This is a genomic window from Blattabacterium cuenoti, from assembly GCF_014251995.1.
In the GTDB taxonomy this organism is placed as follows: Bacteria; Bacteroidota; Bacteroidia; order Flavobacteriales; family Blattabacteriaceae; genus Blattabacterium; species Blattabacterium cuenoti_AE.
The window spans coordinates 361918-382364 of record NZ_CP059205.1; the positions used below are offsets into that span (position 1 = coordinate 361918).

17 protein-coding genes, 2 tRNA genes and 1 pseudogene are annotated in these 20447 nt (G+C 24.2%); 11 read left to right on the forward strand and 9 right to left on the reverse strand.

The window, feature by feature from the left end; all coding sequences use genetic code 11:
* Positions 1–4: 4 nt before the first annotated feature.
* Positions 5–427 carry a hypothetical protein gene (locus tag H0H51_RS01660; RefSeq protein ID WP_185876606.1) on the reverse strand — a complete coding sequence of 141 codons (423 nt, stop codon included), beginning with the start codon at positions 425–427 and terminating at the stop codon, positions 5–7.
* Between the two features lie 307 nt (positions 428–734).
* On the opposite strand from H0H51_RS01660, the gene rsmI reads away from it, so the two are divergent.
* Positions 735–1406: a 16S rRNA (cytidine(1402)-2'-O)-methyltransferase gene (rsmI, locus tag H0H51_RS01665; protein WP_185876607.1), complete on the forward strand. Its 672-nt coding sequence runs from the start codon at positions 735–737 to the stop codon at positions 1404–1406.
* On the opposite strand, the gene H0H51_RS01670 is transcribed toward rsmI, so the two are convergent.
* Positions 1403–2398, reverse strand: coding sequence for an aspartate-semialdehyde dehydrogenase (locus H0H51_RS01670; protein WP_185877119.1), 996 nt, complete (start codon positions 2396–2398; stop codon positions 1403–1405). The genes rsmI and H0H51_RS01670 overlap by 4 nt on opposite strands.
* A gap of 74 nt (positions 2399–2472) precedes the next feature.
* Here H0H51_RS01670 and gmk point away from each other — a divergent pair, with 74 nt between their 5' ends.
* Complete coding sequence (gmk, locus tag H0H51_RS01675; protein WP_185876608.1) at positions 2473–3048, forward strand: guanylate kinase; 576 nt, start codon at positions 2473–2475, stop codon at positions 3046–3048.
* Between the two features lie 160 nt (positions 3049–3208).
* Here the strand turns inward: gmk and H0H51_RS01680 are convergent.
* Positions 3209–3282: transfer RNA gene (locus H0H51_RS01680), tRNA-Asn, on the reverse strand.
* Positions 3273–3728: an RpiB/LacA/LacB family sugar-phosphate isomerase gene (locus H0H51_RS01685; RefSeq protein WP_185876609.1), complete on the reverse strand. Its 456-nt coding sequence runs from the start codon at positions 3726–3728 to the stop codon at positions 3273–3275. Before H0H51_RS01685 ends, H0H51_RS01680 begins: the two co-directional genes overlap by 10 nt.
* 252 nt (positions 3729–3980) lie before the next feature.
* Here H0H51_RS01685 and H0H51_RS01690 point away from each other — a divergent pair, with 252 nt between their 5' ends.
* From H0H51_RS01690 to H0H51_RS01710, 5 genes are all read left to right on the forward strand, one after another.
* Positions 3981–5198, forward strand: a complete 1218-nt coding sequence (locus tag H0H51_RS01690; RefSeq protein WP_185877120.1) for a phosphoglycerate kinase — start codon at positions 3981–3983, stop codon at positions 5196–5198.
* A gap of 65 nt (positions 5199–5263) precedes the next feature.
* On the forward strand, positions 5264–5896 hold the full coding sequence (locus tag H0H51_RS01695) for a superoxide dismutase (RefSeq protein WP_185876610.1): 633 nt from the start codon (positions 5264–5266) through the stop codon (positions 5894–5896).
* The gene (folB, locus tag H0H51_RS01700; protein WP_185876611.1) at positions 5889–6248 is read left to right on the forward strand and encodes a dihydroneopterin aldolase; all 360 of its coding nucleotides are present in this window, start codon (positions 5889–5891) and stop codon (positions 6246–6248) included. Before H0H51_RS01695 ends, folB begins: the two co-directional genes overlap by 8 nt.
* A 22-nt stretch (positions 6249–6270) precedes the next feature.
* Positions 6271–6341 (forward strand) — tRNA-Cys (locus tag H0H51_RS01705).
* Between the two features lie 124 nt (positions 6342–6465).
* Positions 6466–7209, forward strand: a complete 744-nt coding sequence (locus tag H0H51_RS01710) for a uroporphyrinogen-III synthase (protein WP_185876612.1) — start codon at positions 6466–6468, stop codon at positions 7207–7209.
* 4 nt (positions 7210–7213) lie between these two features.
* Here the strand turns inward: H0H51_RS01710 and glmS are convergent, their stop codons facing one another.
* Positions 7214–9073 (reverse strand): glutamine--fructose-6-phosphate transaminase (isomerizing), encoded by a 1860-nt coding sequence (glmS, locus tag H0H51_RS01715; protein WP_185876613.1) that lies wholly within the window; start codon positions 9071–9073, stop codon positions 7214–7216.
* A 64-nt stretch (positions 9074–9137) separates the two neighbouring features.
* Positions 9138–9947: a glycogen/starch synthase gene (locus H0H51_RS01720; RefSeq protein ID WP_185876614.1), complete on the reverse strand. Its 810-nt coding sequence runs from the start codon at positions 9945–9947 to the stop codon at positions 9138–9140.
* A gap of 198 nt (positions 9948–10145) precedes the next feature.
* Here H0H51_RS01720 and rnr point away from each other — a divergent pair, with 198 nt between their 5' ends.
* Positions 10146–12170 carry a ribonuclease R gene (gene rnr / locus H0H51_RS01725; RefSeq protein ID WP_185876615.1) on the forward strand — a complete coding sequence of 675 codons (2025 nt, stop codon included), beginning with the start codon at positions 10146–10148 and terminating at the stop codon, positions 12168–12170.
* Positions 12171–12269: 99 nt separating this feature from the next.
* On the opposite strand, the pseudogene coaD reads toward rnr, so the two are convergent.
* Positions 12270–12757 (reverse strand): annotated as a pseudogene (gene coaD / locus H0H51_RS01730) (pantetheine-phosphate adenylyltransferase).
* A gap of 92 nt (positions 12758–12849) precedes the next feature.
* On the opposite strand from coaD, the gene H0H51_RS01735 reads away from it, so the two are divergent.
* The 3 genes from H0H51_RS01735 to H0H51_RS01745 all read left to right on the forward strand — a co-directional run bounded on the left by H0H51_RS01735 (position 12850) and on the right by H0H51_RS01745 (position 17245).
* Positions 12850–13860 carry a PSP1 domain-containing protein gene (locus H0H51_RS01735; protein ID WP_185876616.1) on the forward strand — a complete coding sequence of 337 codons (1011 nt, stop codon included), beginning with the start codon at positions 12850–12852 and terminating at the stop codon, positions 13858–13860.
* A gap of 109 nt (positions 13861–13969) precedes the next feature.
* Entirely contained in the window at positions 13970–16264 is a 2295-nt protein-coding gene (locus H0H51_RS01740; protein WP_238784219.1) for a transglycosylase domain-containing protein, read from the forward strand.
* 9 nt (positions 16265–16273) lie between these two features.
* Positions 16274–17245, forward strand: a complete 972-nt coding sequence (locus H0H51_RS01745) for an NAD(P)-dependent oxidoreductase (protein WP_185877122.1) — start codon at positions 16274–16276, stop codon at positions 17243–17245.
* A 281-nt stretch (positions 17246–17526) separates the two neighbouring features.
* Here H0H51_RS01745 and H0H51_RS01750 read toward each other — a convergent pair whose 3' ends face one another.
* Positions 17527–19239 (reverse strand): diflavin oxidoreductase, encoded by a 1713-nt coding sequence (locus H0H51_RS01750; protein WP_185876617.1) that lies wholly within the window; start codon positions 19237–19239, stop codon positions 17527–17529.
* Between the two features lie 278 nt (positions 19240–19517).
* The gene (cysK, locus tag H0H51_RS01755; RefSeq protein ID WP_185876618.1) at positions 19518–20441 is read right to left on the reverse strand and encodes a cysteine synthase A; all 924 of its coding nucleotides are present in this window, start codon (positions 20439–20441) and stop codon (positions 19518–19520) included.
* Positions 20442–20447: the final 6 nt, after the last annotated feature.

Sequence of the window (20447 nt, forward strand, 5' to 3'; positions counted from 1 at the left end):
ATCCTTATCCATCAAAATATCTTTGATTTAAATAAGTGGTTGGATAAGCTTGATCATGTCCTGTTCTTCTAACATGATCTAAATACTTTGGAATGTAAGATAAAGCTTTTACTCTATCAGATAAAGACATTCTATTCCATATATTTTCGGCCATTTTTTTCTTTCCTACTTTATATTTATAATCTGTCCAAAAACGATTAAAAGACAAATCTGCAGGAATTTCTTCTATAGAAAAAGCCGCCTTTGTATTTTTCATTTTATTAATTATGGATTCGTTATAAGGTAAATATTTTCCAATCCAAATATAATGCGGAAGAGAAAGTTTTTCTGGGAAAATAACTTCTCTTAAAAAGCCATTTAAATCATATTTAAATATTATATCTCCAGATACTAAATGACTTCTAAATATATATTGTTTACCTCTCATTATTATTTATTTCATCAGTATTAATTATTTCATAAAATTATTATTACAATAAGTAAAAATTATTATTAAAATTAACTATTTTAATTGATGATGAAATTCTAAAAATTATTCTAAATAGCTTTTTTTACAAAATTAACTTGGTAGAATGTTAACCTAATATGGTTGCTGTAAAAACAGTAAATTTGAAAAGATCTATTAAGATATATATACAAAAGTTATAGATTTTTATTGTAGTTACATAAATAACTGAATTTTTCATATATTTTTTGAATACATTTATTTATTAACATTTTAAATTTTAAATACAATGTTATATATTGTTCCTACTCCTATAGGAAATTTAGAAGATTTTACTTTTAGAGGATTACGAATTTTAAAGGAAGTAGATTTAGTGTTAGTAGAAAGTTATAAGATTTCCAGAAAATTATTAAAATTTTATAATATTAAGAATCAAATAAACAAATATCATATTTATAATGAACACAAAATAATTTGTAACCTTGTAGAAGAAATGAAAAAAGGAAAAAATCTAGCATTAATATCTAATGCTGGAACCCCAAGTATATCGGATCCAGGATTTTTACTAATAAAATATTGTATAAACGCTTCTATTTCTATAGAATGTTTACCTGGTCCTACAGCTTTGATTCCAGCACTGGTTAATTCAGGATTTCCCATTAATGAATTTACTTTTATTGGATTTTTACCTAAAAAAAAAGTAAAAAGAAGAACTACATTAGAAACCTTATCTAAGGAAAATAGAACTGTTGTTTGTTATGAATCTCCTCATAGATTGTTAGGAACATTAAATGATATGAAAAAATTTTTTGGAGTTAAAAGAAACATTGCAATCTGCAAAGAAATATCTAAACTTTATCAAGAAACACTTAGAGGAAATATAGATAGTATAATATTGCATTATAAAAATTCAAATAAAATATTAGGAGAATACACTATTATTATTGAAAAAAAAATCTAAACATATTTTCTATTTATTAAATATTCTGCAATTTGAATTGCATTAGTTGCTGCCCCTTTCCTTAAATTATCAGCTACTATCCACATATTTATAGAATTTTTAAATGAAAAATCTTTTCGTATTCTTCCAACAAAAACTTCATCTTTTTTATAAGAATATAATGGCATAGGATAAATATTTTTTTTCGGATTATCTTGAACAATTATTCCTTTTGTTTGAGATAAAATTTTATGAATACAATCTATGTTTGGTTTTCTTTCAAATGTAATATTTACACTTTCTGAATGACCCCCTATAACTGGAACTCGTGCAGCCGTAGCTGTAACTTTTATATTTTGATCATTCATTATTTTTTTGGTCTCTTCTATTAATTTTATTTCTTCTATTGTGTAATTATTTTCTGTGAAAGAATCACATTGAGGTAAAACATTTTGATAAATAGAATATGGATATATTTTATTTTGGATATTAATATTTCCATCTTTTTCTTGATTTAGCTGATCTAAAGCTTTCTTACCAGTTCCTGTCACTGATTGGTAAGTAGAAATTACTACTCTATTTATTTTATACTTTATATGTAATGGAAATAAGACCATCACTAATTGTATTGTAGAACAATTTGGATTAGCGATAATTTTATCTTTTTTGTTTAAAGAAGAAGCATTTATCTCAGGAACAATTAATTTTTTTTCAGGATCCATTCTCCATGCTGAAGAATTATCTATAACAGTTGATCCTATTTCTGAAAATCTTTTAGCCCATTTTTTTGACAAATCTGATCCTGCGGAAAATAAAACAATATTTGGTTTTTTTAGAAATAAATCATGCAAACTAATAACTTTATATTTTTTTCTATTAAAAAAAAATTCTTTACCTATTGATTTTTCAGAAGCTGAAATATATAATTCCTCTATTGAAAGATTTTTTTTTTCTAAAACATCTATCATAACACGTCCTACTAAACCTGTAACGCCTACTACTCCTATTTTCAATTTCATGTCTTAGATTATTATAAATATTTAATTTTCCATATTGTAAAACAAAGTTAATAAATTATTAAGATATAATGAAAAAAGGAAAAATGATTATTTTATCAGGTCCTTCTGGATCTGGAAAAACTACTATTTCACGTTATCTCCTTTCAAAGATACCAGATTTAAAATTTTCTATTTCATGTACCACTCGATCAATTAGAAAAAACGAAAAAAATGGGAAAGATTATTATTTTATATCGGTGAATTCTTTTTTCTCTAAAGTGAAAAAATATCAATTTGCAGAATGGGAAGAGGTATACCCTAAATTATTTTATGGAACTTTAAAAAAAGAAATTTTAAAAGTTTGGAAATCAGAAAAACATATTTTATTTGATGTGGATATTAAAGGAGGATTGAACTTAAAAAAACAATACCCAAATAATTCTTTATCTATATTTATCATGGTTAATTCTATGAAAATTCTAAAAGAAAGACTTATAAAAAGGAGCTTTGAAGAATCAAAAGATCAAATAAACATACGTTTAAAAAAAGCAAAAAAAGAAAACAGTTATGCTAAATTATTTGATTTTACATTATTTAATATTGATTTATTTCAAACAAAAAAAAAAATTCTTCAATTAGTTTGTCGTTTTATTTATGGATATTAAAATTGATAATTAGTGTAAATTATAACGAATTTAGTGAATAATAAATTATTTCAATTACTATAATTAATTTTCCATTTTTTAAGATAATTTATCACATCTTCATAAGAAATTAATTACCATAAAATTAATCAATTAATTAATTTTTTTTACAATTAAAAAACTCCTCAGGCTGGATTCGAACCAGCGACATCCTGATTAACAGTCAGGTGCTCTAACCAACTGAGCTACTGAGGATCATTTATTTTATTTACTTTTATTGGTATCTTATTTATTCTTTTTTGGTGTCTTCCACCTTTGAATTTTGTTCTTAAAAAAATTTTTATAATCTCTAAAACTTCGTTTTCTTCTAAAAAACGAGCTGGTAAACTAATAACGTTAGCATTATTATGCTCTTTTGCTAAAAAAGCCACTTCTTTCCTCCATACCAAAGCAGCACGAATTCTTTTATATTTATTTGCGGTCATAGCTGCTCCATTACCACTTCCACATATAATAATTCCTAAATTTGCTTTTTCTTCATTTACAAATTCAACTGTAGGATGCACATAATCAGGATAATCTACTTTTCCTTTACTAAAGGTTCCAAAATCTTTAATTTCATACCCCATTTTAATTAAAAAATCCTTTATCAAGGATTTATAATATACTCCTGTATGATCAGATCCTATCGCTATTTTCATAAAAATTTTTCAGAACTAAACTATCTAGATTTAGACTATGTAAAATAAATAAATAAATATACATTATAAAAATTACAAATTTCATTTTTTTTCGTTTTTTAAAACGAAATCTAATATTAACTTTGTAAAGTTTCACGAAATAAATTTATTTATTATTTCGTTCGAATTATACGAATTATAAAATATTTTTATACGTAATTACATAACTTAACATAACCACCATAATACTATATACTATTTTTTATGATTAAAATGGATAATGTTAAAACTATTAACGATTTCAATTTTAAAAATCAAACAGCATTAATAAGAGTAGATTTTAATGTTCCTGTAAATAAATATTATAAAATAACAGATGATACACGTATTCAATATAGTATTCCTACTATTAGAAAAATTATTTCTGATGAAGGAAAAATAGTCCTTATCTCTCATTTTGGAAGACCAAAAGGAGAACCTTCTAAAAATTATTCTTTAAAATTTTTAGTTCCTTTTTTGTCGGAGAAATTAAATACTCCTGTTTCCTTCATTGAAGAATGTATAGGATCAAATGTAAAAAAAAGAATCAATAAACTAAAAAATGGAGAAATTTTATTATTAGAAAATCTCCGTTTTCATGAAGAAGAAGAGAAAAATGATGAAAGTTTCGCTTTCGAATTATCAAAATTAGGAAATATTTATGTAAATGACGCTTTTAGCGTTTCGCACCGTTTACATTCTTCTATTATTTCTCTTCCTAAATTCTTTAGGAAGAATAAATGTATAGGATCTCTTATGCAAAAAGAAATTAAATTTTTGAATCAATTCTTCTTAAGAAAAGGGAATAATCCTATTACAGTTTTATTAGGAGGATCTAAAATTTCTTCCAAAATAGAAATTATTGAAAATCTCATTGATTTTTCAGATAGTATTTTAATAGGAGGAGGAATGTCTTATCCTTTCATAAAAATAAAAGGAGGAAAAATAGGAAATTCTATTCCAGAAATAGAAAAAAATAAAATAAAAATAATTGAAAAAAAATTAAAAAGAATTCTTGAGAAATGTCAAGGAAGAAAAAAACTCTTTTTTCCAAAAGATGTAATTATCTCCAAATCATTTGAAAATACAGAAAATACTAGAATATCATCTATTTACTCCATTCCAGATGGATGGATGGGATTGGATATAGGTCCTTATTCTATAAAATGTTTTTGTGAAATTATAGAAAAATCAAAAACCATTTTATGGAACGGTCCAGTAGGAGTTTTTGAATTTTCAAATTTTTCTTTAGGAACAAAATCTATGGCAAAATCTATTTCAAATACAACTGAAAAAGGTGCTTTTTCTTTGGTAGGAGGAGGAGATTCTATAGCTTCATTAAAAATGGAAAAATGTGATAACAAAATCAGTTATTTATCAACAGGAGGAGGAGCTTTATTAGAAAGTTTAAAGAACAAAATACTTCCTGGAATAAAAGCAATAATTACATAAAATATAAAATATATTATAAAATCAAGTTTTTAATTATATTTGTTTTTTAACAAAAAAAAATAATTATGTCATTCAAACTTCCGAAATTACTCTATTCATATAAAGATTTTGAGCCTTATATAGATAGAAAAACAATGGAAATTCATTATGAAAAGCATCATGCATCTTATACGAATAATTTAAATAAATGTATCTCTGGAACGGAAATGGAAAATTTTTCTATAGAAAAAATTATGAAAAAATCATGTTGTTGTACAAAAACAACAACTTTGAGGAATAATAGTGGAGGGTTTTATAATCATAATCTTTTTTGGGAAATATTAATTCCTAATTATGATTATACAGATCCTAGCCATTTTATGACTAATGCAATTGTAAAAGATTTTAATTCTTTTGAATCATTTAAAAACCAGTTTTCAGCTGCTGCTATTAATCGTTTTGGTTCAGGATGGGCTTGGCTATGTATAAAAGAAAAAAAATTAGCTATTTGTTCTACACAAAATCAAGATAATCCTATTATGTCCGGAATAGGTTGTGAAGGTTATCCTATATTAGGATTAGATGTTTGGGAACATGCTTATTACCTTCAATATCAAAATCGTCGTTCAGATTACGTTTCTTCTTTTTGGAAAATTATTAACTGGAAAAAAGTAGAAGAAAATTATAAAAAATTAATAAATAATTCATGTAGTGGGTAAAATTACCCTAAACAATATCAGATTATTTGGATATCATGGATGTTTTTTAGAAGAAAAAAAAATTGGATCTTATTATACCATAAACGTAGAAATTGAATTAAATCTTGATAAACCATCAATTTCTGATAAACTATCGGAAACCATAGACTATGTTGAATTATATTATATTATAAAAAAAGAAATGAAAATTAATTCCAAATTAATCGAACATTTATCAAGAAGAATAATTCATAAAATCAAGAACAAATATAAAAAATTTTTAATTAAACATATAAAAGTTAAAATTTGCAAAGAAAACCCACCAATACAAGGTAATAAAATAGATAGAATATGTGTTACATTATATGAATAATATAATAAATTGCAATATTACTGGCACTGTGGCCGAATGGAAAGGCAGAGGTCTGCAAAACCTTTTATAGCGGTTCGATTCCGCTCTGTGCCTTTTTATTTTGATATTTACCGATTAATAATCGATTGAATTTGATATTTATTAATTTTTTTTATATAGATTTTCTATTTAAATTTGCGAATTTAAATCATAAAATATATTTGTCTTAAAATAAGAGATGAAAATTCTTATTTCACAACCCATTAAAGGAGGTTCTAACTCTCCATATTTGAAACTTTGTAAAAACAAAAATGTAAAAATTGATTTTAGATCTTTTATAGAAGTAAAAGATGTACCGTCTAGTGAAGTGAGAAAACAGAAAATCAATCTTTCTGATTTTACCGTTATTTTATTCATAAGTAAAAAATCTGTTGATCATTATTTCAGGATAGCTAAATCTATGCGTTTTAAAGTTCCAACTTCTATGAAATATATTTGTCAAACAAATAGAATTGCTTACTATTTGCAAAAATATATTGTTTATAGAAAAAGAAAAATTCATGTTGGAAATAAATTTTTTGAGGATATACTACCTCATATTAAAAAAAATGAAAAAGAAAAATTCCTTTTGCCTTCTTCAGACATATTAAAACCAGAGATTCCAAATATGTTGAATAAACTAAAAATCTTCTGGAAAAGAGCTATTTTATACAAAACTACTTTTAGTGATTTATCTGATTTAAGATATATAGATTATGACATTTTAGTTTTTTTCAGTCCGTCAGAAATTAAATCTTTATTTGAAAATTTTCCTAAGTTTGATCAAAATAAAATGAAAATTGCCACTTTTGGCGAGAATACCTTAGATGCTGCATCTAAAGCAGGATTAAAAATAGATATAAAAGTCCCTACTCCAGAATTTCCTTCTATGGCAATGGCTTTGGAAAAATATATAAATAACAAAAAAACAAATATGATTTAGTTTATTATTCTACCGTTACTGATTTAGCCAAATTTCTTGGTTGATCAACATTTTCTCCCCGTATATAAGCTATTTGATAAGCTAATAACTGAAGAGGAATAACAGTAATTAAAGGACTAAGTTCCTCTGAAATAATAGGAATTTTTATTATATGATCTGATAACATACTAACTTGAACATCTCCTTCATTAACTATAGATATAATTTTTCCTTTTCTAGCTTTAATTTCCTGTACGTTTCCTACTATTTTGTCATAGAATCCTTTTTTCGTAGCAATAATTATTACCGGCATATTGGAATCAATTAATGCTATAGGTCCATGTTTCATTTCCGCTGCCGGATAACCTTCCGCATGAATATAAGATACTTCTTTTAATTTTAAGGCTCCTTCTAAAGCAACAGGAAAATTAATACCTCTTCCTAAATAAAGAAAATTATTAACATTATAATATTCTTTAGAAATTTTTTTTATGGAATTATCTGTTTTTAAAACAAAATCAACTTTTTCTGGAATTGATATAAGTTCTTGACATAAATTTTTATAACGTAATTCATTTATAACTGATCTATATTTTCCTATTTTCAAAGCTAGTAAAATAAGAACCGTAATTTGTGCGGTAAAAGATTTTGTAGACGCTACTCCAATTTCGGGGCCTGCATGAGTATAAACTCCCGCATCTACATTTCTCGCAATAGAAGATCCTACTACATTGCAAATACCAAAAACAAATGCTCCTTTCTTTTTTGCTAATTTTAAAGCAGCTAGTGTGTCAGCTGTTTCTCCTGATTGAGAGATTACAATAATTACATTTCTCCTATCTAAAATAGGATTTCTATATCGAAATTCTGAAGCATATTCAACTTCTACTGGAATACGAGCTAACTCTTCCAATAAATATTCTCCAATTAGACTAGCATGCCATGAAGTTCCACATGCAACTATAGTTATACATTTAGCATTAATAAAAACATCTTTATTAGATTCAATCCCATTAATACAAATGATTTCATTTCCTTTTGTTGAAATTAGTAATCTTCCACGCAAAGTGTCCAAAATAGTTTTTGGCTGTTCATATATCTCTTTCAACATGAAATATTTATACTTTCCCTTTTCTATCTGTTTTAAGTTTATTTTAAGTTTTTCAATAATTGGATTTAATTTATGATTGTCCCCAATTTTTCTTAAGTCCAATTCTCTTCCTTTTTTAAGAATAGCCATTTCTCCATCCTTTAAATAAAGAGCATTTTTCGTATAATCTATGAAAGATATAGGATCAGATGCTATAAAAAATTCTTTGTCATTAATCCCCAAAGCAAGTGGACTCCCCAATTTTGCAATAACAATTGTTTCTGGATGAGATTTATCTACAACAGCAATAGAATAAGCTCCTACTATTTCATTTAATGAAATTCTAACAGCTTCTTCTAAAGATAACTGATTTTCTTTCTTAACAAACTCAATTAAATTTACAAGAACTTCCGTATCCGTTTTACTTTTGAAAGTAAAACCATTTTTTGATAAAACAATTTTAATTGCGTAATAGTTTTCTACAATTCCATTATGGATTATTATAAGATTGTTAGAATTAGAAACATGAGGATGAGCATTCAAATCATTAGGAATCCCATGTGTAGCCCATCTTGTATGACCTATTCCAGTAGTTCCACTTATTTTTATTTTATTTAAACATATTTTTTTTTCTAAATCATAAACTCTTCCTTTCGTTTTACACAAACTGTATCCTTTTTCATAAAATATAGCAATTCCAGAACTATCATATCCTCGGTATTCCAATTTTTTTAATCCGTTAATGAGAATAGGATAAGCTTCTCTATAACCCAAATAACCAATTATGCCACACATTCTAATAAAACTAGAAGTATTTATCAATATATATAAATTATTTTAATTGTTCTAAATTAATATTCTAAACTAAAACATTTTCTTTATAAAATTGTTGGTAAACTGTTTCTATCTTTTCCACAGGATAATATTTTAATACTAGAAATTTTTTCACCTTTATATAGTCTTCTATTTCTTTAGGAAAGGAAAAATCTCCTTTTATTATAGCATCTGAAAAATGCATACAAAGTTTAATCAAATTAAAATAACTTGGGATTTCTAAAAATTTCAATTTTCTTGATTTAATTTTATCCAATTTTATCTTTTTTATAATTTCGTTGTTCAGTTTTCCTTGAAATGGATTGTTATAAATAGATACAACTATTTTTATATTTTGATATACAGGATCATGTTTATAAAATTTTCTAATATATAAAGGAATAAAGGAACTTATCCATCCATATATATGGATGAGATTAGGTTTCCAATTTAATTTTTTTACAGTTTCTAACACCCCTTTTGTGAAAAATAAAGCTCTTTCATCATTATCTTGAAAAAAAACTCCATTTTCATCTTCATATATTGCTTTCCTTTTAAAATATTCTTCATTATCTATAAAATAGACTTGTAATCTTGCATCAGGGATAGATGCTACTTTTATTAATAATGGTTGATCGATATCATTAATCAATAGATTAATACCCGACAAACGGATTACTTCATGTAATTGATGTCTTCTTTCATTAATTATTCCAAAACGAGGCATAAATATACGTACATCGTTTCCTATTGATTGCATAAATTTAGCGGCTTTTAATACCGATAGAGATATTGGATTTTTTGATGAAAAAGGAAATAGATCTGAAGAAACATATAATATACGTTTACCTGTCATCTTAAGAAAGATTTTTATTTTGATATATATAGTAAAAAACGGATAATTGCAAATATAACAAATAATTAAAATTCAGTATCCAAATTTTTAATAAAAATGAAAAATGATTTCTTTTAAACAAAATCTTGTAGATTAGTTAATACTTTAAAATTTTTTAAAGATATATATGATTTTACATATCAAATATGTTTTATTATCATGAAATCAGAAAAAAAAAATAAGAAAAAACATAACAATCATCATAACCATTTTACAACTGGATACATCAATTTTACTAAAAATGGATACGCTTTTGTAAAAATTGAAAAATTTCAAAAAGATATTTTTATTCCAAAAAATAAAACAAATAGAGCTTTAGAAGGAGACTTAGTAAGAATTAAATTCAATGAAAAATATAGAAATAAAAGGGGAATAAAAATGGAGGGAGAGGTTTTGAAAATTGTAAAAAGAAAAACAAAAAAATTTATTGGGATATTAAAAATTAAATCATATTCTAAATATGGATTAGTTGTTATATATAATAAAAGTATTCATGTAGATATATTTATTCCGATAAATGATTCTATCAAACATCATCATAATAATAAAGTTTTAGTTAAAATTATATCATGGCCTAAAAAACTGAAAAATCCTTTAGGAAAAATTATAAAAATATTTGGTAAATCTGGAGAGTACACAACCGAAATGTTTTCTTTATTAGAAGAATATGAAATTTCTTATGAATTTTCGAATAAAATAAAAAGCGAAATTGAAAAAATTTATTCAGAAACAAAAAAAATTTCATTTTTTAATGGGAATTTAAGAAAAGATATGCGAGATATTAATACTTTCACTATAGATCCTATAAATGCAAAAGATTTCGACGATGCATTATCAATTAGAAAATTGGACAATAATGTTTGGGAAATAGGAATTCATATTTCTGATGTATCTCACTATATAAAAGAAGGAAGTTTAATAGACAAAGAAGCATATTCTCGTGCTACTTCCATTTATTTTACTGGAAAAGTAATTCCTATGCTACCAGAAATACTATCAAATCAACTATTTTCTTTACAACCTAAAAAAGAAAGGTTAAGTTTTTCTTATATTTTTAATATAAACAATCGAGGAAAAATACTAAAGAATTGGTTTGGAAAAACTATTATAAAATCTAATAGAAAATTTACATATGAAGAAGTCCAACAAATTATAGACAAAAAAAAGGGAGATTTTCACGAAGAAATCAATGATTTATTCTTTTTTTCTAAGATTTTAACAAGAAAAAGATTAAAAAATGGAGCAATTTACCTTGATAGGATTGAGGTTAAATTTAATTTAGATAATGAAAATAATCCAATTTCTTTGGATTTAGAGAAAAATAACGATGCTCATAAATTAATAGAAGAGTTTATGTTATTAGCTAATAATAAAATTTCTGAATTTGTTAGTTTAAATTTTAAAGAAAAATCTTCTAATAGAATATTTATTTACAGAGTACATGATAAACCTGATTTTCAAAAAATATTTTTCATAAAGAAAATTATAGAACCTTTAGGTTACTTTTTAGACTCCAACAACTTAAAAAAATCTATTAATTCTTTATTAAAAAAAATTAAAGGAAAACCAGAACAAAATATGATTGAAAATTTAATTCTTCGTGCTATGAGCAAAGCTAAATATACTACAAAAAATATAGGGCATTACGGATTATCCTTTTTCTACTACACTCATTTTACATCTCCTATAAGGAGATATTCAGACATAATAGCACATCGTTTGTTATATTATTATTTACTAAATGATGATAATTATCTCAACAATAATGCAGATAATAAAACAGCAGTATATAGATTAAAAAACATGGATTTTTATGAAAAACAATCTCTACACTGTAGCCATAAAGAACGATTAGCTATAGATGTAGAAAGAGAGTTCCTTAAATATATACAAATAAAATACATAAAAAATTTTTTAGGAAAAGAATTTTATGGAATTATTACGGGATTTACTGATTGGAGTGTTTATGTCGACATTTTATTATTTCAAACAGAAGGAATGGTTAAATTGCGTGATATAAAAGAAGATTCCTACATTCTTAATTCAAAAAATTATAGCATAATTGGTAAAAAAAAAAGAAAAATTTACCAATTAGGAGATAAAGTAAAAGTAAAACTTATGGATATAAACATGGAAAAAAAACAAATTATCCTTAGCTGGATGGGTAACAATATGAAAAATTAAAAGTATTAGATATTTAGAAATATAATCATTTCATTTTCTTCTATACAGATATTTTTTAATATCTAATATTAGATATTAGATCATTTTATTTTTATCTTATTATTTTATTCTTACAGGAGAAGGAACAAAAGTAGTATAATCTCCTCCATTACTAATAATAGTTCTTACAATAGAAGAACAAATATGAGATTTTTCATAAGAAGAAATAAAATAAATAGTTTCAATAAAATCTTTATTGTTATTTAATTTATTATTAACAAATAATACATCTTTTTCAAATTCAAGATCAAATTGATTTCTAATTCCTCTCAATAAAAAATTTGCTTTTTTTTTTTACAAAAAGAAACAGTTAATCCACCAAATGAATCTACTTCTATTTTTTTTTTAAAAGGACATTTCCAAAATGTTTTTCTAATCCATTCTTTTCTTTTTCGAATAGAAAACATGGTTTTTTTTCTAAAATTCTTACCAATAGCTATAACAATTTTATCAAATAAGTTCAAAGCTCTAATAACAATGTCATAATGTCCTAAAGTAATTGGATCAAAAGAACCGGGAAATACAGCTATTTTTTCATTTTTTATCATAATAATTTTTATGTTTTTATATTTATGTAATATAATTGATTGTTAAAAATTAATAAAATTACTTTTAAACTGTTTAAGATAATATAAATGTAATGAACAGATCGTCGTGTTCTAATTGTTTAAATCAATGTGTAAAAAAAAAACATATTTTTTTGAAAAAAAAATGTTCCAATTTTTATGGAACAGATTGGTTATCTAATATTAGATCTCCTTTTGGATATCATAAATATGATATAGTGGAAGTAAAATTTAAAAAAAATAGAAAAGAATTTTTTATAAATGAAAAAAACTTTCTTCTAAAAAAAGGTGATATCGTTACTGTAGAACCTAAATCTGGAATTGGGTACGATATAGGCACAATAACTTTAACAGGTGAACTAGTCAATTTACAAATAAGAAATAAAAATATAGATGTTCTAAAAAAAATATATAGAAAATCAACACATAAAGAAATAAATATTTGGAAATCGTTTAGAAAAAAAGAATTTTCAGCTCTTTTTAAATCTAAAAAAATTTCAAAAGATCTAAATCTTTCTATGAAAATTTGTGATGTTGAATATCAAGGTGATGGAGGTAAAGCTATTTTTTATTATACAGCAGAAAATAGAATTGACTTTAGAAAATTAGTCAAAGAATTAGCATTGAATTTTCATACACGTATAGAAATGCGTCAAATAGGTTATAGACAAGAAGCTGCAAAAATTGGAGGAATTGGTTCTTGTGGTAGAGAACTTTGTTGTTCAACCTGGCTAAAAAATTTTAAAAGTGTTACCACTTATTCAGCAAGATATCAACAAATTTCTATAAACGTCCAAAAATTAACTGGTCAATGCAGTAAATTAAAATGTTGTTTAAACTATGAGTTAGATGCTTATTTAATTTCTTTAAAAGATTTCCCAGATTTTAACAAAAGAATAAATACAAAAAAAGGAATTGCTAAATGTATGAAAATTGATGTTTTCAAGAAAAAAATGTGGTTTTCTTACGTTAAGAATCCTAATACTTGGTTTGAAATAGAAGTCAAAAAAATTAAAGAAATTTTAGAAAAAAATAAAATACCACCTTCTTTAGAAGAATTATCCACAGTTAATAATTCTAAATAATAGAATTCAAACTATTCAATCAAATTAAATAAAATAAAAATTATTAATTAAAATTGTCTTAAAATAATTTTTGTTTGTAGAAAATATGAAGGTAAATTATTATTTTCGTATGTTTATTTTTTATTTTTGGTTTCTATTTTTTATAGGAATAATCCTTTTTTTTGCAATTTTTTATGCAGCTTCTAAAGGATACTTAGGTGCTTTACCTAGTACTGAAGATATAGAAAACCCTGCTATGGAAGTAGGATCAGAAGTTTATGATTCTAATGGAATTTTATTAGGAAAATTTTTTTCTGAAAATAGAACATTAGTTACCTATAATCAACTTCCAAGTACTCTTGTGAACGCTTTAATCGCTAAAGAAGATATTCGTTTTAAATATCACTCTGGAATTGATGCTAGATCTATTCTTAGAGCAATTTTTTCTTTAGGTAAAAAAGGAGGGGGTAGTACTATTTCGCAACAATTAGCGAAACTTCTTTTTACAGGTCCATCTGCAAAAAATAAATTGCAAAGAATTCATCAGAAACTTTTAGAATGGGTAATGGCTATTGAACTAGAAAAACGTTATACAAAAGAAGAAATTATTACAATGTATTATAATAAATTTGATTTTTTATATAATGCAAAAGGCATAGAAACAGCTGCTCATACTTATTTTAATAAAAAAACTTCTGAACTAAATTTAGGAGAAAGCGCTATTTTGGTCGGAATGTTAGAAAATCCTTCTTTATATAATCCAAAAAACTATCCTAAAAAAGCAAAAAAACAAAGAAATTTAGTTCTCTTTCAAATGAAGAAGTATAATTTTTTGTCTACATCTAGATATAAAAAAGAATTAGAAAAACCTATAAAAATTAATTTTAAAATCCAAAAAAAAGATTTTGAATTACTTACTTATTATGGGGAATTTTTAAAGAAAGAAATTCAAGAATCTTTAGATCAGCATGAAAACCAAACAGGACAGAAATTAAATCTTTATTCTAGTGGATTAAAAATTTATACATCTATAGATGTAAGAATGCAAAATTATGCAGAAAAATCTGTTAGAAATCATCTTAAGAAATTACAAGTTTTATTTAACTTTTTTCAAAAAAAAAATAAAAATTTTCCATTTTTAAATCTTTCTGAAAAGAAAACAAAAAGAATATTAATATCTGCAATGCGTAGAACTTTACTTTATCAAGATTTGAAACAAAAAGGATTATCAGAAGATCTAATTATGGATAAATTTCAAAAGCCACAATTAGTAAAAGTTTTTACATGGAATGGACCTAAAAAAGTATTAATGTCTCCATTAGATTTTATTCGTTATCAAAAAAGTATTATTCAAGCTGGTTTATTATCTATAGAATCGTCGACTGGATTTATAAAAGCGTGGGTAGGTGGAATAGATTTTAATTACTTTCAGTATGACCATGTAGCACAAACACAACGTCAAGTTGGTTCTATTTTCAAGCCTATTTTATACGCTGCTGCTATTAAAAAATTACATTATACTCCTTGTACAAGAATTTCAAATGAAAAATTCCATTTAGGAAAATGGACACCTAGAAACTCTAATGGAAAATATGGAGGATTTATTACATTAAAAGATGGTTTGGCTTTTTCTGTTAATACAATTTCAGCTCGTTTAATGTCACAAATAACTCCAGGACCTGTAATTGATTTAGCTAAAGAAATGGGGATAAAATCTATTATTCCTAAACATCCATCTATAGCGCTTGGTTCTGCAGATTTAACATTATATGAAATGTTAGGAGCATTCAATACATTTAATAATTATGGAATTTATGTAAAACCTAGTATTTTAGTAAAAATTGAAGATGATAATGGAAATTTGATTAAAGAAAATATGGATCTTAGTAGAAGGCAGGTTTTTAATGAAGATATAGCATATATTATGTTAAAACTAATGCAAGGAGTTATTAAATATGGGACAGCAAAAAGATTGAACCAATATAATTTTGTAGGAGAAATAGCAGGAAAAACTGGAACAACTAATGAAAATTCAGATGGATGGTTTATAGGAATGGTTCCTAATTTGACTACTGGAATTTGGGTTGGTTGGGAAGATAGATATTCTCATTTTGAGAGTATTAAGTTAGGACAAGGAGCAAATATGGCTTTACCAATATGGGCTTATTATATGAAAAGTTTATATGGAGATACAAATTTTAATTATAATAATCAATTATTTTTTCATAAACCTAGAAATTATCAATATAATTGGGATAAATGTGAGGGAATTTCTCATTCTCAAGAAGAAAACGTTATTTCAAATGAAAGTAATAAAGATTTAGAAAATAAAAAAAATGAAAATCCTATTAAAGAGAAAGAAATCATAGATTTTAATGAAAATTTAAATAAAGAAAATAATAAGAATAAAGATTATGATAAATAAATCATTATGATAATTAAAAGAATATTATTTTTAGAAAAAGATCATATTTTTATTATACATAAACTAAAAGAAAAAGGATTTATTTGTGATGAAAATTATTATGATTCAACCAATAAGATTAATCTTTCTATATATGATGGGGTTGTTTTAAGAAGTAGATTGAAAATAGATAGAGAATTTATTCAAAAAGCTATAAATTTAAAATTTATAGCTAGAGTAGGATCTGGTATAGAAAATATAGATCAAAATTTTGCTTCTAAAAGAAATATTACTTTAATTTCTTCTCCAGAAGGAAATAAGGATGCTGTAGCAGAACATGCTATAGGTATGCTTTTATGTTGTATGAATAATATTTTTCGTTCTTATCAAGAAATAAAAAAAGGAAAATGGTGTAGGGAAATAAATAGAGGAGTAGAAATTATGGGAAAAACAATAGGAATTATTGGATATGGAAATACAGGAAAATCTTTTGCAAAAAAACTTTCTGGATTTGATGCTAATATATTATGTTATGATATATTAACTAACGTTGGTGATTCTTATGCGGAACAAGTTGATATGGAAACAATTTTTCAAAAATCAGATATAATTAGTTTGCATGTTCCTTATACAAAGAAAACAAAAGGAATGATTAATTATAGTTTTATTGAAAAGTTTTTTAAACCTTTTTATTTAATCAACACTTCAAGAGGAGGATGTGTTATTACAAATCATTTAATAAAATCATTACAAAAAGGAAAAATATATGGAGCTTGTTTAGATGTCTTAGAGTATGAAAACTACTCTTTTAAAAATATTTTCCATCATAAAAAATTATCAAAAAATTTTTTAAATCTTATTCATTCTGATAAAGTTATATTAACTCCACATATCGCTGGATGGACTAAGGAATCTAAATATAAAATGGATAAAAAAATTGTCGAAAAAATTATACTGTTAAGTGAACAATTAAATTTAAAAAATAAAGAAAAAAAATTATAATATTTTAAACATAAATAATATATTCTTATGTATAAGAAAAATATTTCATAAAATGAATTACATATTGTTTTTTAATATAAAAACAGATAAAGCATCTAACATTATTCGTTGATAACTATATCAAAAATTTTATTACATTTTTATATGTTTTTTATTAAATTGATGAAAAATAAATCTTCTTTTTTAATTTAAAGAACTATATTTATGAATTCTAATTCTAACTAATACTATATATATTCTGAGATTTTTAATATTTTTGTTTAATTTTATTTTTATTATTATTAATAGACATCTTTCAAATATTTCCTATTTTTTTTCATCTTTTCTATGAAAGATTTTGGATCGCATTTTCCTACTTCATCTATTAAACGACAAATCATTTTTTCAACGTCCATACTCATAGGTGATTTTTTACCACAAATATAAATATACGCTCCATTTTTTATCCATGAAAAAAAATCAATTCGATTTTCCCATATTTTATCTTGTACATATATTTTGTTCTTTTGATCTCTTGAAAAAGAAAGACTTAAACGATTAATAATTCCTTTTTCTTTCCAGTTTTGAATTTCTTTTTGGTACAAAAAATCTGAATTAAAATGTTGTCCTCCAAAAAATAACCAATTTTTTCCTCTAGCTTTCGTAGCTTCTCTTTCATATAAAAATGAACGAAAAGGCGCTATTCCAGTTCCTGTTCCAATTAAAATTATATTGATATCCGAATTTTTCGGTAATTTAAATAATTGGTTTTTGCAAACAAAAAAAGATATTTGATCTTCATTTTTTATTTTAGATAAATAATCAGAACAGTGACCATATATATTTTTCCCATTTAGTTGAAAATTGTATCTAGATACAGTGATATGTATTTCATTTATATGAAATTTAGAATAAGAAGATATAGAGTATAACCTTGGTTTTATTGGTTCTAATATTTCTATCAAATCCTGTAAAAAAAATTCTTTTTTTACAGGAAATTCTTTTAAAAGATCAATAAGTTTCCATTTACGATTAACAGGAATATTTTTTTTCTCTTTTAAAAAAAGAGAATATTTTTTTAAAAAATTGTTCGATAAACAAAGTATGTTCAATTCTTTTTTAAAAAGATTCCATATTTTATCATTAATTTTTTTTTCTTTCAAATCATTTTTTTCTCTATTTGTAAAATATTTTACAATATCATTTATTTCATTTGAAGGGTTTTCAGGAAATATTCCTATGGAATCACCTGGACTATATTTAATTTTGTCATTTACAGAAATTTCTATATGATGAATTTCTTTATAAGATCCATTTTCTTCTTTTTTACTTAAAAGTATATTATTTTTAACTATTCCACATATCTTATTGTCTTTTATTTTTTCTACATTTCTTTCTTTTTTTATATTTTTCTGAAAAAAATATAAAATTTCTAAAAACCATTTATTTGCTTTTTCTTCATAATCAACATCACATTTATATAATGGAATAATTCTTTTTGCCCCCATATTATATAAACATTTATCTACATCATATCCAGCTTTACAAAAATTAAGATAAGATTTATCTCCTAACGCTAAAACACTATATTTCAAATTTTTTAGAATAATCTTTTTTTCATTTTCGTGGATAAAATGAAAAAAAGATTTTGCGGAAGTAGGTGGATCTCCTTCTCCATACGTACTAATTATTATTAATAAATAACTTTCTTTTTTCAAATCTTGCAGATAATATTTATCTAAACTTATTAAGTTTGATTTGATTTTTTCACCTTTAAATCTTTTATGAAAATCAAAAGCTAAACTTTTAGAATTTCCTGTCTCTGTTCCATAAACTATAGTGATTTTTTCTTTTTTATTTAATATTTTATCATCTAAAAATTCAGGAAAAGAACATTTTTTAGTTTTTTTTAGGGATAAAAATCCAGATAAATATCCATACATCCAAATAATTTCTTCTTGAGAAGAATTTTTTATTAACGTTAAAAACATTCTTTTGTTTAACTTAGATAACATTTTTTTATATTTTACTCTAATTTTTGTATGTAGAAAAAAACTGAATATCCATAATTTTTATTGAAAATAATTAAATAAGAAAAATGGATGATTATCCAATTTTAATAATTTTAATTTATAGAAATTAAAAAAATTTTTTAAAATTGATCATTTTTTATTTTTAATTCATCCTTAAAATTACTTATATATAAAAATTTTTTTAATTACGTATAAAGATTTTTCTAAAAAAAACTAATAATTTTATTTTTATAAATATATTTAGTTTAATAAAACTATAATTATTTTTTATTATTAGAGAAAAGATCATCAACGGATAAGTATCTTTCTCCAGTATCGTAATTAAACGTTAATATCACTGATTTTTCAGAAATTTTAGGTAATTTTTGATCTATGGCAGACAAAGATGCTCCTGTAGATATTCCAACGAGAATTCCTTCTTTTTTTGCGATTTCACGAACTTTATAAAATGCTTCTTTTTTGGAAATTAAAAAAGTTCCATCTAATATTTTAATATCTAAAATAGATGGAATAAATCCTGCTCCTAATCCTTGTAAAGAATGAGGATTAGGACATCCTCCAAATATAACTGGAGATTCTAACGGTTCCACAGAAAAAATTTTTATTTTAGGAAACCTTTTTTTTAAAAATTTTCCTATTCCAGTAATATGCCCCCCGGTGCCAACTCCTGTAATAAAATAATCTATTCCTTTGGGAAAATCTTTTGTAATTTCTTTTGCTGTTGTATTTTTATGAATATTAGGATTTGATATATTATCGAATTGTTCAGGCATCCAAGAATTAGGTATAATATCAACAAGTTTTTTTGCCTTTTGAATAGCCCCTTTCATTCCTTTTTCTTTAGGAGTTAAAACGAATTTTGCTCCAAAAATGGAAAATAATTTCCTTCTTTCAAGGCTCATAGATTCTGGCATTACTAATATTAAACGATAATCCTTTACAGCACAAACCATAGCCAATCCTATTCCTGTATTTCCGGAAGTAGGTTCTATAATAATATCTCCTTTATGAAGAATTTTTTTTTTTTCCGCATCTTCTATCATAGAAAGAGCAATTCTATCTTTTATACTTCCTCCTGGATTATTCCTTTCTAATTTCATCCAAACTTGATGATTAGGGTATAGTTTATTGAGACGAATATGGGGTGTATTTCCAATAGTTTCTAAAATATTATCAACTTTCATTTCTCA